At 50.9% G+C, this 14,426-nt stretch carries 12 protein-coding genes; 5 read left to right on the top strand and 7 right to left on the bottom strand.

What is annotated here, in order from left to right:
• Positions 1-283: 283 nt before the first annotated feature.
• Positions 284-772: a gamma carbonic anhydrase family protein gene (locus LKE53_05895; GenBank protein ID MCH3972285.1), complete on the top strand. Its 489-nt coding sequence runs from the start codon at positions 284-286 to the stop codon at positions 770-772.
• A 61-nt stretch (positions 773-833) separates the two neighbouring features.
• Here LKE53_05895 and LKE53_05890 read toward each other — a convergent pair whose 3' ends face one another.
• The 7 genes from LKE53_05890 to LKE53_05860 form a co-directional block, all read right to left on the bottom strand.
• The gene (locus LKE53_05890; GenBank protein MCH3972284.1) at positions 834-1,406 is read right to left on the bottom strand and encodes an ANTAR domain-containing protein; all 573 of its coding nucleotides are present in this window, start codon (positions 1,404-1,406) and stop codon (positions 834-836) included.
• 36 nt (positions 1,407-1,442) lie between these two features.
• Positions 1,443-2,765, bottom strand: coding sequence for a glutamine synthetase family protein (locus tag LKE53_05885; protein MCH3972283.1), 1,323 nt, complete (start codon positions 2,763-2,765; stop codon positions 1,443-1,445).
• Between the two features lie 494 nt (positions 2,766-3,259).
• Positions 3,260-3,985 carry a glutamate synthase gene (locus LKE53_05880; GenBank protein MCH3972282.1) on the bottom strand — a complete coding sequence of 242 codons (726 nt, stop codon included), beginning with the start codon at positions 3,983-3,985 and terminating at the stop codon, positions 3,260-3,262.
• 2 nt (positions 3,986-3,987) lie between these two features.
• Positions 3,988-5,232, bottom strand: a complete 1,245-nt coding sequence (locus LKE53_05875) for an FAD-dependent oxidoreductase (GenBank protein ID MCH3972281.1) — start codon at positions 5,230-5,232, stop codon at positions 3,988-3,990.
• 4 nt (positions 5,233-5,236) lie between these two features.
• Positions 5,237-5,671, bottom strand: a complete 435-nt coding sequence (locus tag LKE53_05870; GenBank protein ID MCH3972280.1) for a 4Fe-4S binding protein — start codon at positions 5,669-5,671, stop codon at positions 5,237-5,239.
• A 47-nt stretch (positions 5,672-5,718) separates the two neighbouring features.
• Positions 5,719-7,224 (bottom strand): glutamate synthase-related protein, encoded by a 1,506-nt coding sequence (locus LKE53_05865; protein MCH3972279.1) that lies wholly within the window; start codon positions 7,222-7,224, stop codon positions 5,719-5,721.
• A gap of 1 nt (position 7,225) precedes the next feature.
• A complete protein-coding gene (locus LKE53_05860) occupies positions 7,226-8,320 on the bottom strand; it encodes a glutamine amidotransferase family protein (protein ID MCH3972278.1) in 1,095 nt (364 codons plus the stop codon).
• Between the two features lie 473 nt (positions 8,321-8,793).
• Here LKE53_05860 and LKE53_05855 point away from each other — a divergent pair, with 473 nt between their 5' ends.
• The 4 genes from LKE53_05855 (at position 8,794) to LKE53_05840 (ending at position 14,378) form a co-directional block, all read left to right on the top strand.
• Positions 8,794-10,890, top strand: a complete 2,097-nt coding sequence (locus LKE53_05855) for a glutamine synthetase III (protein ID MCH3972277.1) — start codon at positions 8,794-8,796, stop codon at positions 10,888-10,890.
• Positions 10,891-11,013: 123 nt separating this feature from the next.
• A complete protein-coding gene (locus LKE53_05850) occupies positions 11,014-12,783 on the top strand; it encodes an ammonium transporter (protein MCH3972276.1) in 1,770 nt (589 codons plus the stop codon).
• A gap of 157 nt (positions 12,784-12,940) precedes the next feature.
• Positions 12,941-13,894 carry an L-lactate dehydrogenase gene (locus tag LKE53_05845; GenBank protein ID MCH3972275.1) on the top strand — a complete coding sequence of 318 codons (954 nt, stop codon included), beginning with the start codon at positions 12,941-12,943 and terminating at the stop codon, positions 13,892-13,894.
• Between the two features lie 172 nt (positions 13,895-14,066).
• Positions 14,067-14,378: a Dabb family protein gene (locus LKE53_05840; protein ID MCH3972274.1), complete on the top strand. Its 312-nt coding sequence runs from the start codon at positions 14,067-14,069 to the stop codon at positions 14,376-14,378.
• Positions 14,379-14,426: the final 48 nt, after the last annotated feature.

The following is a 14,426-nucleotide window of genomic DNA, read 5'->3' as shown; positions in this document are numbered from 1 at the left end:
GGCTTTTGCTATGCGCTTTTACGCCATCTTTCTGTACAGAAATCCGTAAAAGAGAGCAGCGCCGGCACGGGTACAAAAGACTTCTGTACTGTTTTGCAAAATTGACAATAAAATGCAAACCGGCTATACTCAAGAAAAAGCAATTTGCATAGATTCTGCCGTACACGGGAAATCGGGTCTTTCTGCACAGTTCTATTTTTTAAAAACCGGTGCAAGGGCAGTAAAAAACAGTTTTTTGTTCTGCCTGGCTGCTTTTGGGCCGGGCGGCAGACAGGAGGCAGCAATGCAGAAAAAATACAGAATTTATACGGCGCAAAATGCAACGATTATAGGGAATGTTTCTTTCGACAGCGGCTGTTCGATTTGGTACGGTGCTGTTGTGCGTGCAGATAGTGCACCGATTGTTTTAGGTGCACAGACTAATATACAGGACTGCTGTGTGCTGCATGTCGATGAGGGCTTTCCGCTGCGGCTTGGCAGCGGCGTAACGGTGGGGCACGGTGCAATTTTGCACGGCTGCACCGTTGGTGACAACACCGTTGTCGGCATGGGCGCCATTCTTCTAAACGGCGCCGCTGTCGGGAAGAATTCGATTGTCGCCGCAGGTGCACTTGTGCCGCAAAATCACACCTATCCGGCGGGAGCACTGCTGATGGGCAGTCCGGCAAAGGTCAAACGGATGCTTACGCCACAGGAAATCGAGCAGAACCGTGCCAACGCGGCACATTACACGGAACAGGCAAAGCTGCAGTTGGAGGAACATCTGGTGTAAACTGCTGCTAAAAGAAGTACAAAAAAACGGACTGCTACAGGTTATCTGCAGCGGTCCGTTTTTATACGTCTTCATAAGTTTGCAAAATATCTTCTGCAATTTCCAGCCGCGGAATGCGCCTGTCCATTGCCTGCTTTTCAATGTAGCGGTGCGCTTCCTGTTCGGTCAGGTGGCGGTACTGCACAAGCGCACACTTGGCACGCCCTACTAGCTGCAGCTCGTACACTTTCTTGTGCAGCTTTTGGTTTTCTTTCTGCAGAGCTTCCAGCCGCCTGCCAGAGGCCGCCGCCACCCGCATGGATTGATACAGAAGCATACGGTTAAAAGGCTTTTGTGCAACGATTACGCCCGCTGTTTCCACTTTGGCGGAAACTGCCTCGAAAAGGTCTGTCTTTACAATTAGAACAACGCCGGCCTGTGTCTTTTCCGTCAGGTCAACCGCAAGCTTGTGGCCGAATTCATCGCGCAGCGGCGCATTGATAATCACTAAGTCAAAGTCCTGCTGCATCACTGTGCGGCGCGCTTCTCCGCCGGTGAAAACGCTGCTGACGGACTGTACCGCATGTGACCGCAGAAAATCCAGAAAATAGGATTGACCTTTCTCGGAACTAGCGACAACTAAGACATGCTCCAACCCTCATCACCAACTTTTTACAGAATTTTTCTGTCGTCATACAGTCAGAAAATATTCGCGGCGCTCAAATTCCTGCCCGTTGCCAGAGGAGCGGTAGCGCTCCCACTCGCGGCGCTTCTGTTCCAAAAAGCTCAGGCGCAGCTTTTCAGGCAGGCATTTGCGGATAAAGTCGCTTTTTTCGGCCAGCTGCAGCGCTTCATACAGGTTGGCGGGCAGCTGCTCCAAGTTGGCGGTTTCTTCTTCGGGCACATCAAACAGATTGCGGTTTTCCGCCGGTGGCAGCTGCAGACCATCCTGAATCCCTTCAAGCCCGGCCCACAGCAGCAGGGCAAAGGCAAGGTGCGGATTGCAGGCGGGATCGGTGCTGCGCAGTTCCATGCGGGCATGGTCCGGGTCTGGTGCAGAGGGAATACGAATCAGCTGCGAGCGGTTTTGGTGCGACCATGTGACAAACTTCGGTGCCTCAAAGCAGCCAAAACGTTCATAAGAATTTGTGATCGGATTTAAAAACAGAGTGATTTCAGACACGCGCCGCAAAACGCCTGCCATAAAGCTCTCTGCCAGTGGGCTGCATTTGTCGTTTGTGGTCTGAAAGAGGTTTTCGCCGTCGCGGGTTAAAGAGATATTGATGCGCAGGCTACTGCCACTAAAGCCAGGCAGGGGTTTCGGCATAAAGGAGGCGTACAGGCCGCTGCCCTCGGCAATCGATTTGACGGCGCCCTTAAAGGCGATAAAGTTATCTGCTGAACTTAGAATATCGCTGTGTCGAAAATCAATTTCATTTTGTCCGGGGCCCTCTTCGTGGCGGCTGGTTTCCGGGCGCAGTCCCATGGCCTCTAAGGCGAGGCAGATTTCCCGGCGCACATCTTCGCATTTGTCACGGGGGGCGGTGTCGCAGTACGTACCGAAATCGTATGGTTCTTGGGTGGCGTCGCCGTTTTCATCTGTTTTAAATAGGTAGAATTCACAGGCAGTGCCGACTTTGCAGGAGAGGTGCATTGAGCGCGCCTGGCGCACAGCGGATTTCAGCAGAGAACGGCAGTCGCCTTCAAAAGGTTTTCCATCTGGATAGCGCACATCGCAGAAAAGGCGCACAACCTGTCCGTGAGAGGGACGCCACGGCATTACGGTAAAGGTGCTGGGGTCTGGCACCAAAAACAAATCTGATTTTACTTCGTTCATAAAACCACGGACAAAGCTTGCGTCAAAGCCAACGCCGGTGTCAAAGGCGCGGTCCAGTTCGCAGGGCATAATCGCCACATTTTTCTGCATGCCGTGGATATCGCAGAAAGCCAGACGAATGAATTTTACATCATTGTCCTCCACATACTGCATGACTTCGCTGCGTGTATAATTCAATCAAAACACCTCCTGAAAATTTAAAAAGCACAATGCTTTAGGGATCGTAGGCCGGCATCTTTTCTTCGGGCACACCGCCATATATGGTTAAGAGAAAAGGCCTTTTGTGTGTCCTCTGCAGGGAATCCATAAATTCCCCATGCGCCGGAGCCAATGGCGAAATGCCCTAAGATCAGATGAAACCGAAAAGAACAGTCCTGCGGTGCGGCATTAGGTTTGCCAGACTTTTTGTGTAAAATGGAGAGCCGCGGCAGGTCATCGTAACGCTTTGGCCATAGGCTGTTAGGAAAATTCAGGCAATCAGATTTTTCATTTTCCATAGGGTCCGGTCTGTTAGCTCAAGAATGCTTTTGCACAGGGGACTTTCTTCATTTTATCAGTTCCTTTTCCGGCTTTTGCTTTAGTGTATCATCTTTAAAAGCAAAGCACAAATAAAAAAAGCAAAACCGCCGGGCCAAAAACTGTCCTGCGGTTTTGCCGGAAACAGAGCAGGCTCAGTTTGCCGTGTAAAGCGCTTTATAGGGATTTGTAGAGTCAGGAGTCAGCTTAAAGAAGTGAGAACCCAAAATATCCTTTAGGTTTTCACCAAATTTGCTGCAAAATTCCTGCAGGAGCGGGCGAATAGAGTCTAAATCCTTTGAGGAGGCGTCCTCTGCTTTTACCTGTGCCGGCATATCGGAAGGCAGGGTGTCAGTGCGCAGGAACATTTCCCCGCCGTGCATGCCGGTACCGCAGAAATGGCCCACCAGCGGTGCACTAGCTTTGCGGTGCAGCCCCAGCACAATGATGACGCCGCCTGCCTGGTACTCGCCAAGGAAACTGCCCGCGCAGCCGCCGACAACAATTTTTGGTATTTTTTCCTGGTACGCTTTCATATGAATGCCGGCGCGGTAACCAATGCTGTCGCGTACAAAAATTTTGCCGCCGCGCATTGCGTAGCCGGTGGCGTCGCCAGAACTGCCGAAAATGCTGATGGTGCCGCCATTCATAGTGTCACCGGTAGCGTCCTGTGCATTGCCGTACACCGTGATGTCAGAGCCATCTAAGTAAGCGCCAAGCGCATTGCCAGGAGTACCGGAAATGATAATCTTTTTGCCGGAAAGGCCTGCGCCGATATACCGCTGACCAAGGCACTGGTCAATCTGGATTTCGGTATCCGATGCGCTGCGCACCTCTTCATTTAATTCCTGAAAATACATGTCATCCGCTTCAATTTTCATTTTCAGGCATCTCCTTCCTGTTTTGCGCCAGCCAGCTTGATTTTGCGGTCTTTTTTCGAGAAAGCCATCAGCTGCGGTTTTTCTTTGATCAGGTCAAAATCAACGCTGTCCAGCGGTGTCTGCTCCCGAATCAGGGAAGTGTAAATGCCCGCGCGGCGAATGTCGCCAATTAGAATCATGCCCGTGAGGCGGTTGTCTTTGGTAAACAGCTTTTTATAGGCACCGTCTTTCTGCGAAAGGTAAACTTCACCGTCATAACTGCCCGCGGTGATGATGTGCAGACCAAAGAACCCAATAGAGTTCATCGGAATGGCTTTGTCATAGTACTCGCTGCCGCCAGCCATATTTGTGCCTGCAGCCATGCCCTGCATGTGTGCATTAGGCAGCAGCGCCAGCACACGGTCTGTGCCGCTGGTAATATCGTGGCTCTTAGCGCAGTCGCCCGCAGCGTAAATGCCGGGCACTGTCGTTTCGCAGGAAACATTTGTGCAGATGCCGCGCTCTACTTTGCAGCCGGCCTGTTCAGCAAGTTGCGTGTTTGGCCGCACGCCGACTGCAACGACAACAATATCATACGCAAGTGTTTTCCCGCTTTTCAGGGTTGCCATGCCGTCTGCAAAGCGGGCGACACTGTCAGAGAGAAAAAAGTGCATCTTGTGTTTTTCCAGGTGCTTCTGCATCACAGCGGAGCCGGTTTCGTCCAGAATACTGGGCAGTACACGGTCGGCCATATCTACAACATTGATTTCTGCGACCCGTGCGGCAATGCCCTCGGCACACTTCAAGCCAATCAGTCCCGCGCCGATAATCAACACGCGGCTTTGGGGAGTCAGGGCCTTTTCCAATGCTTTGGCTGAATCAAGATTCATAAAAGTAAATTTATTTTTTACAGAATCCAGTCCGGCCATCGGCGGTACAAAGGGGCGGCTGCCGGCTGCAAGCAGCAGTTTGTCATAAGGCAGGCAGGTGCCGTCATCGAGCACAACGGCTTTTTTGGCAGCATCTACGCTTTCCGCGCGGCGGCCAAAGTATGTTTTTACATCGTTATCCTGATAAAAAGTTTTGGGGCGGTAGTGCATGTGTTCTTCGTCTACCCGGCCCAAAAGCAGATAGGAGATGAGCGGGCGGGAGTAGACAGGGTACGGCTCTTCACCGACCAGGGCAATGCTGCCTGTCGGGTCTTTGGCGCGAATGCCCTCAATGCAGCCGATTCCGGCGATTGAGTTTCCGATAATGACGTAATTCATTGTTTTACCCCCTCTCCTCATAGACAATGGCCTGGTTGGGGCAGCCTTTTACACAGGCAGGCTCGCCGCAGGCGTTTTGGGTGCACAACTCACATTTCTGTATTACACGGCCGTCGTCCGCCGGCATGACACAGCCGTAGGGACATACCAGAATGCAGGTATAGCAGCCCACGCATTTGTCGGTATCCACCCGAATGACGCCGTTGTCGATAGAGAGCGCGCCGGTAATGCAGCTCTTTACACACAGCGGGTCTTCACAGTGGCGGCAGGAAACGGCAAAGTTGATTTTGTCACTTTCCTCTACCTGAATGCGTGGATTGATTTTTTTATCTTTTAGTGCCTTTGGCATATAGTCTTCGCCAGAATTGGCAAACGCGCAGTTATATTCGCACAAATGGCAGCCCAGGCACCATTCTTCATTGACATAGACTCGTTTCATCAGTGACACCTCATTCAAAGGTCCAAAGTTTATGGTTTATCGGGAACTTATTCGCCGGCATGCTGAATGCCCAAAATCTCCAGTTCCTTTTCATTCAGGCCGATGCCGCGCAGCATCAGGCGGTTGCCTTTCAGTGCTTCAATCGAGTTAATTCCCATGCCGCCCATCATTTCCATGATTTCATGCTGCCAGGCGCTCACCATATTGACAAGGCGCTTATAGCCGATGTTTGGGTTCAGGCGTTTTACAAGGTCCGGGCGCTGGGTGGCAATGCCCCAGTTGCATTTGCCGCTTTGGCAGGTTCTGCACAAATGACATCCCAGTGCCAGCAGCGCTGCTGTAGCAATGTAAACGGCGTCCGCGCCAAGCGCAATCGCCTTTACCACATCGGCGGAGTTGCGGATAGAGCCGCCGACCACCAGGGAAACATTGTTGCGGATACCCTCTTCGCGCAGGCGGCGGTCTACACTGGCAAGTGCCAGTTCAATCGGAATACCTACGTTGTCGCGGATACGGGTAGGGGCGGCGCCGGTGCCGCCGCGGAAGCCGTCAATGGCAATAATATCGGCGCCGCTGCGGGCGATACCGCTGGCGATTGCCGCTACATTATGTACTGCGGCAATTTTTACAATAATCGGTTTTTGGTAATTGGTCGCTTCCTTTAAGGAATAGACCAGCTGCCGCAGGTCTTCAATCGAGTAAATGTCGTGGTGCGGGGCGGGGGAAATAGCGTCGCTGCCCTCTGGAATCATGCGGGTGCGGGCCACGTCGCCTACACTCTTGGTGCCCGGCAAATGGCCGCCGATGCCCGGCTTTGCGCCTTGCCCCATTTTAATTTCAATCGCGGCGCCGGCTTCTAGGTACTTTTGGTGTACACCAAAGCGGCCGGAAGCAACCTGTACAATGGTGTGCGGACCGTACTGATAGAAGTCTTTATGAAGGCCGCCCTCGCCGGTGTTGTAGTAAGTGCCCAGTTCGGTTGCTGCGCGCGCCAAACTTTCGTGTGCGTTGTAGCTGATAGCGCCGTAGCTCATGGCAGAGAACATAATCGGCACGTCCAGCCGCAGCTGCGGGGGTGTGTTGACTTTCAGAGTACCGTCTGCCTTGCGCTCTACATGATCCGGCTTGCGGCCAAGATATACACGGGTCTCCATCGGCTCGCGCAGCGGGTCAATGGAGGGGTTTGTCACCTGAGAGGCATTTATCAACATTTTATCCCAGTAGACTGGGTAGTTGTTTGGGTTGCCCATAGAGGAAAGCAGCATGCCGCCGGTATCTGCCTGACGGTAGATTTCCGTCATGGCCTGGTTGCTCCAGTTGTCATTAAGTTTAAAGGTATCTGAATTCTTTACAATTTTCAGTGCATGGGTTGGGCACAGCGAAACACAGCGGTGGCAGTTGACACACTTGGTTTCGTCGCTGCGCATGCAGTTGAGTTCCGGGTCATAGCGGTGCACTTCATTGGCACACTGACGCTCACAGACACGGCAGGCAATGCAGCGCTGCGGGTCACGCAGAACTTCATATTCTGGTACAATATAATTGATGGCCATATTAGAATTCCACCCCTTCGTTCAGTCTGAAAATCAGCGGTTCGCCGCCCATGGGCGACCAAATTTGGTCAAGGCTCGGCTGTATACGGCGGATTGCGCTCTCTTCACTTGCAACATAAATGGTTTCACCCTTTTGTGCGGCTACCATAGAGCGCAGCTTCAGCCGGTCATTCAAAGCCATCAGGCCGCCGTTGAAGCCCAGCAGTATGGAAAACGGCCCGGTAATCAGTAAACTTGCAAATGTATTGCGCAGGTAAGTGAGCTGGCTGCGCTTTGGCTCGGGCATTGCCTCAATCGTACTCCAGAAAGGCGCCGCAATGACATTGGCGACTTCTTCCAAGGTCAGGCCCTGCCGGCGGTTGAGGTAATCTACAATATAAGTAATGGCTTCTGTATCTGTCATCAGGTTGCAGCTGTAGCCATACATCTCAATACAGCGGCGGTTTGCGTCATAAGACGAAATTTCGCCGTTATGTACAATAGAGTAATCCAGCAGCGCAAAAGGATGGGCACCACCCCACCAGCCCGGTGTATTTGTGGGGTAGCGGCCGTGAGCGGTCCAGCAGTAGCCCGCGTACTCTTCCAGTTTATAAAACCGGCCGACATCTTCGGGGTAGCCGACTGCCTTAAAGACACCCATGTTTTTGCCAGAAGAAAAGACATAGGCGCCGTCAATATGAGCGTTAATATTCATCACGCAGCGCACCACATATTCGCGCTCATCCAGCTGTGCATCGTGCAGCTTGCGTGGCAGCGGATAAACAAAGTAGCGCCAAATCAAGGGCGCATCGGTAATGCCCAAAGTCTGCCGGGTTGGGATCTTTGACAGGCTCTCGATTTCAAAGTGATGGGCAAGAAAATCTTCCACCTGCTCTTTTGCGGTGATGCTGTCGTAAAATACATGGAATGCGTAAGCATCCTTATGCTCGGGGTAAATGCCGTAGCCGGCAAAGCCGCCACCCAGCCCGTTGCTGCGGTCGTGCATAATCCGAATCGAATTAATCATGCTTTCGCCGCTGACGCGTCTGCCGTCCTTGCAGAAAATGCCTGCAATCGCGCAGCCGGAGGGGATATGGATCTGGCCTTCTTTTTGCATGACGAGTGCCTCCCTAAAAGCTTAATAAAAGAAAGAAGAAACAAAAACAACTCAAAAAAGTAAAGCAAACAATAAAAAAAGCATTCATTACACGGAATTTACAGAAAATCCCCTTGTAATGAACGCCTTTGTTCACTGCCCCTTATTATACGCATATAGATTGTATTCGTCAACGCTTTTTCGCGCGTTTTTGCATGTCGGCAGAAGATTCCTGCAAAATTATCAATTTTAGCCGTGGCTTACTCTTACCAGTGAGTAAGAATGACGGTTTTTAAAGTTTGTGCTTCAATTTCCATATTTTCTATTGACAAATATCACCTGCAGGCATATAATGCAAAGCATAGTAGCAAAGGCGCTGCGGCTTTTTGGCCGCCGTGCCTTTTTTATTTAATTTTCAGTTAGCATTTGTGCAGGAAATGATTCTTGCCTATATTATTTACAGGAAATCTTTTGATACCTGGAGGGATTACGTTATGGCAACAGCATCTGTGCCGGAAATCTTCGGAAGCATGGTCTTTGATGAGCGGACTATGCAGGAGCGCCTTCCGCGCGACACCTTTAAAGCATTGGAGAAAACCATTCAGGAAGGAAAAAGCCTGGATGTGGGTATTGCCAACACGGTGGCCAGCGCGATGAAAGACTGGGCACTGGAAAATGGCTGTACGCACTTTACCCATTGGTTTCAGCCCATGACCGGTATTACCGCCGAAAAGCACGACAGCTTCATTTCCCCTGCAGGGGATGGCTCCGTGATGATGGAGTTTTCCGGTAAAGAATTAGTCCGTGGGGAACCGGACGCCAGCTCTTTTCCATCCGGCGGGCTGCGCGCCACCTTTGAAGCCCGCGGCTATACCGCATGGGACCCCACCAGCTATGCCTTTATTAAAGGAAAGACCCTTTGTATCCCTACAGTATTCTGTTCTTACACTGGCGAAGCACTGGATAAAAAAACACCGCTGCTGCGCTCTATGGAGGCGCTCAATAAACAGGCACTGCGCATTGTGAGACTGTTTGGCGACACCAAAACACAGCGCATTAACTCCACTGTCGGCCCCGAGCAGGAGTATTTCCTGATTGACCGCAACCTTTACAATCAGCGTGAAGATTTGGTGCTGACCGGTCGCACCCTGTTTGGTGCACGCCCGCCGCGCGGGCAGGAACTGGAAGACCACTACTTCGGTACAATTAAAATGAAAGTGGCCGATTTCATGCGCGACCTGGACGATGAGCTTTGGAAACTGGGCGTTTTGGCAAAGACAGAGCACAATGAAGTTGCACCTGCTCAGCATGAACTGGCGCCGATTTTTACGAATACCAATGTTGCCGCAGACCACAACCAGCTGACCATGGAAGTCATGAAGAAAGTGGCAGAGCGCCACGGTATGTACTGCCTGCTGCACGAGAAGCCCTTTGAGGGTGTCAATGGTTCCGGCAAGCACGACAACTGGTCTATTTCCACAGATACCGGTGACAATCTGCTTGAGCCCGGCGATTCCCCTATGGAAAACGCGCAGTTCCTTCTGTTCCTGGTTGCAGTCGTAAAAGCAGTTGATGAATACCAGGATTTGCTGCGCATTTCCGTTGCAAGTCCCGGCAATGACCACCGCTTGGGTGCCAACGAAGCACCGCCGGCTATTTTAAGCATGTTTCTCGGTGACGAGCTGACCGAAATCCTGGAGTGCATCGAAAAAGGCAAGCCGTACAGCCAGAAAGATAAAGAAATTTTAAAAGTCGGCGTACATACGCTGCCGCGTTTCCCGAAAGACAGCACAGACCGCAACCGCACCTCTCCCTTTGCTTTTACCGGCAATAAATTTGAGTTCCGTATGCTTGGCTCCGCAGCATCCATTTCTGGGCCGAACGTTGTGCTCAATACCATTGTTGCGGAAGAACTTGAGGGCTTTGCCGATAAACTCGAAAAGAGCAAAAACTTTAAGAAAGACCTGGATTCCCTGGTGCGCAAGACTATTAAAGAGCACAAGCGCATTGTCTTTAATGGCGATGGCTACACCGATGAGTGGGTAAAAGAAGCCCAAAAGCGCGGCCTGCTGAACTTGAAAACTACAGTCGATGCCATGCCGCATTTCCTCGACAAAAAGAATGTCGAGCTCTTTACCAAACACCATATCTTTACCGAAGTTGAGATGCGCTCTCGCTATGAAGTTTCAATGGAAAACTACAGCAAGACCCTCAATATTGAGGCTTTGACCATGATAGATATGGTTAACAAGCAGATCCTGCCGGCAGTCGAAAAATATGTGGATGACCTGAGCCTTGCGTTTACGCACAAGAAGGCAATGAATCCGAATATGAACTGCCACGTCGAGTATGAGCGTGTGACAATGCTCAGCGACTTGAGCGCAAAGGTCTATGATGAAGCATACGATCTTCAGGACGCTGTCGACAAAGCTGCGGCAATTTCTAACTTTGAAGAGAACGCCTGTGCCTACAAAGACTTGGTCCTGCCGGCAATGGAAACCCTGCGCGGCGATGCCGATAAGCTGGAAACTGTGACCGGTACTGCCTACTGGCCTTTCCCAACCTACTCTGATTTGATTTATCATGTTTAACTGAAAAGAAACAAAATTTACTTATGCAAAAGGCAATGGAGCCGCAGCAGAGGAATCACTCTGCCACGGCTCTTTTTCTATATATATATAAAGATATACAAATAAGAATAAGGGAGTAATCTTATGAATGGAACTGTAGCAGCTTCGGCTGTAAACACCATATGGACTTTGGTGGGTGCAGCACTGGTATTCTTCATGCAGGCTGGCTTTGCAATGGTTGAAACCGGCTTTACGCGAGCAAAGAATGCAGGCAACATCATTATGAAAAACTTGATGGATTTCTGTATCGGAACACCTCTGTTTTTCTTAATCGGTTTTGGCGTCATGTTTGGTGCCGGCAATGGCTTTTTCGGCTGGCTCGACCCTGGCATTCAGCAGTCTTATGCACAGATTCTGCCTACAGGCGTACCTAAATGGGCATACGTCATTTTCCAGACCGTCTTCTGCGCAACCTCTGCTACAATCGTTTCCGGCGCTATGGCAGAGCGCACGAAATTCATTTCTTACTGCATTTATTCCGCTGTCATCAGCGGTATCCTTTACCCCATTACCGGCCACTGGATCTGGGGCGGCGGCTGGCTTTCCACGCTCGGCTTCCATGATTTCGCCGGTTCCACCGCTGTACATATGGTCGGCGGCATTTGCGCTTTGGTTGGCGCCATCATCCTTGGGCCCCGTATCGGCAAGTATGACAAAGACGGCAAGCCGCGTGCAATACTAGGGCACAGCTTAACTTTGGGCGCTTTGGGCGTATTTATTCTTTGGTTCTGCTGGTTTGGTTTCAACGGCGGCTCCACTGTCTGCATGGACAACACAAAGTCCATCACTTCCGCCGGTCTTATCTTTATGAACACCAACATCTCCGCTGCAGTTGCTACCTGCACAGTTATGATCTTCACTTGGTTGCGCTATGGCAAGCCTGACATTTCCATGACCCTGAACGGCGCTCTGGCAGGCCTGGTTGCCATCACTGCCGGTTGTGACACGGTCACTCCGGTTGGCGCTTTGATTATCGGCATTATTTCCGGCTTCGCTGTCACTTTTGGCGTTGAACTGCTGGACAAAAAGCTGCACATTGATGACCCCGTCGGTGCAGTTGGCGTGCACTGTGTAAACGGTGCCTTGGGCACCATCCTTGTTGGTTTGTTTGCAAAGTACCCGATGAATGATACGTTCGGTGAAAACTCGGGTCTGTTCTACGGCGGCGGCTTTAAGCTGCTGGGTACACAGCTGCTTGGCGTTGTTTCTGTTGCGGCTTTCATTGCCGTCAGCATTACCGTCGTCTTCCAGATTCTGAAGCACACCATCGGCCTGCGCTGCAGCGAAGAAGAAGAACTGCGCGGCCTTGATGTTACCGAGCATGGCATTCCCAGCTCTTACGCTGACTTTATGCCGATGCCTCCAGCTGTTTTGACAGGCATCAGCGAAGGTAAGGTTCGTGCCGAAACCGCCTTTAAGGCTTCGGTTGCTTCTGTTGAAAAGTCTGTTCCGGTCGAGCATATGCCTGCACCGTCGACTTCCGCAAATCCGGAAGCTCCGCTGACAAAGGTTGTTATGCTCTTTAACCAGAACCGCTTTGAAGATATGAAAAAGGCCATGAATGATATCGGTATTATGGGCATGACCGTTACCCACGTACTTGGCTGCGGCACGCAGAAAGGCCGTCAGGAATACTACCGCGGTGTAAAGATTGACGACGTTAATCTGCTTCCAAAGGTCAAGCTGGAAATGGTTGTTTCCGCAATCCCGGTCAAGACAGTGGTCGACACTGCAAAGAAAGTTCTGTATACCGGCCACATCGGCGATGGCAAGATCTTTGTCTACGATGTGCGTGATGTTGTGAAAGTGCGTACCGGTGAAACCGGATTTGACGCACTGCAGGGTGAGGACTGAAAACAGCCCGTAAACTCTGAGAGTTAAACAAGAAGACGGCGGCCCTGCAAAAGAATGGGTGCGCCGCTTTTTTGTGTGCCGGCATAAAAAATCCTGCTGCTTCCGTATGGCTTTTGTAAAGCGGGCAATACTGGAAGAGAAACAGGAGGAATGCAAAATGGTAGATATGCAGAAATGCGCGGTTATTGGCTGCGGTTATGTGGGTGCTTCCAGTGCATTTGCACTGATGGACCGTGGCGTTTTCAGTGAAATGGTCTTAATCGACGTCGATAAAAACAGAGCAGAGGGCGAAGCTATGGACCTGAGCCACGGCCTGCCCTTTACCAGACCAATGGAGATTTATGCCGGCAGCTATGAAAACCTAAAAGATGCGGGTGTTATCATCATTACCGCTGGCGCTGGGCAGAAACCGGGTGAGTCTCGCATAGATTTGGTACACAAAAATGTGCGTATTTTTGAAAAAATCATTCCGGAAATCGTAAAGTACAATCAAGATGCCTTTCTGCTGGTGGTTTCCAATCCAGTAGATATCCTCACATGGGTTGCGCTGCGGCTTTCCGGATTTCCGCCGCAGCGGGTCATCGGCAGCGGGACCGTGCTGGACAGCGCCCGCCTAAAGTACCTTGTCGGCCGCCGCTTAGATGTTGACCCGCGCAGTGTACACGCATTTATTATCGGTGAGCATGGCGACAGCGAACTTGCAGTGTGGAGCAGCGCCAATATCAGCGGTGTGCCACTCAATGATTTATGTGAACTGCGTGGCTTTCGGCAGCACGCTTTTCATCAGGAGCAGCTGTATAAAGAGGTAAAGGAAAGTGCCTACCGGATTATTGAAAAGAAAGGCGCCACCTATTACGGGATTTCTTTGGCAGTGAGGCGTATCTGTGAGTGTATTGTGCGGGACGAACACAGTATTTTGCCGGTCAGCAGCCTGATACAGGGCCACTACGGGTTGCAGGGGGTGTGTATGGGGGTGCCTACCATCTTGGGAAGCGGCGGCGCCGAGCATGTGCTGGACATTGCACTGGATGAAAATGAGCAGCGCGCTTTTGCGCTCTCTGCACAGACTTTACAGCATATTTTAGAGCAGATTCACTGTGAAAACTGCTAAAGCACCAGAGGTAATTTGTGCAGAACAACAATTTTTCAGGTAAAAAACAGATTTTGCTTTTCCCCCGATTCATTTATGATATAATGGCACTATCGGTACAGAATGCTGTACTGAGTAATTTGCGGAGTTTATGTTGAAGCCTGTTTATGAAAACAAAGGGGGTAATGCAATTTTGGTCAAACATATTGTTTTGTGGAAGCTGAAAGAAGCCCAGCGCAGCAATGCCGCAGGTACCGCAGCCGGTCTGCGCAGCCGTTTTAAATCTCTGTTGGGCGTTGTAGAGGGCCTTACCGCCATTGACGTTGGCGTCAACTATAACGGCGGTGAGTACGATATGTGCCTGATAGCGGATTTTACTGACAAAGCTGCACAGGAGGCTTACCAGACACATCCGGAGCATCTAAAGATTAAAAAACTAGTGCACGAGGTCGTTTGTGCACGTACAGCGTTCGATTATGAATATATTGTACCGGCCGATAAATAAAATACAAAAACATAAAAGCGCCGTGGAGCAGGTAAAATGCCCCGCGGC

The sequence above is a fragment of the Oscillospiraceae bacterium genome (genome assembly GCA_022483045.1).
In the GTDB taxonomy this organism is placed as follows: Bacteria; Bacillota; Clostridia; order Oscillospirales; family Acutalibacteraceae; genus Caproicibacterium.
The sequence above is the reverse complement of the archived record's forward strand: the minus strand, read 5'-3'. Positions and strand labels throughout refer to the sequence as shown.

Bases quoted from the DNA above. Each gene is read 5' to 3' on its own strand.
- LKE53_05855 (MCH3972277.1), top strand. From the start codon at position 8,794: ATGGCAACAGCATCTGTGCCGGAAATCTTCGGAAGCATGGTCTTTGAT.
- LKE53_05880 (MCH3972282.1), bottom strand. From the start codon at position 3,985: ATGAAAATTGAAGCGGATGACATGTATTTTCAGGAATTAAATGAAGAG.
- LKE53_05870 (MCH3972280.1), bottom strand. From the start codon at position 5,671: ATGAAACGAGTCTATGTCAATGAAGAATGGTGCCTGGGCTGCCATTTG.
- LKE53_05860 (MCH3972278.1), bottom strand. From the start codon at position 8,320: ATGCAAAAAGAAGGCCAGATCCATATCCCCTCCGGCTGCGCGATTGCA.
- LKE53_05875 (MCH3972281.1), bottom strand. From the start codon at position 5,232: ATGAATTACGTCATTATCGGAAACTCAATCGCCGGAATCGGCTGCATT.
- LKE53_05865 (MCH3972279.1), bottom strand. From the start codon at position 7,224: ATGGCCATCAATTATATTGTACCAGAATATGAAGTTCTGCGTGACCCG.
- LKE53_05850 (MCH3972276.1), top strand. From the start codon at position 11,014: ATGAATGGAACTGTAGCAGCTTCGGCTGTAAACACCATATGGACTTTG.
- LKE53_05895 (MCH3972285.1), top strand. From the start codon at position 284: ATGCAGAAAAAATACAGAATTTATACGGCGCAAAATGCAACGATTATA.
- LKE53_05845 (MCH3972275.1), top strand. From the start codon at position 12,941: ATGGTAGATATGCAGAAATGCGCGGTTATTGGCTGCGGTTATGTGGGT.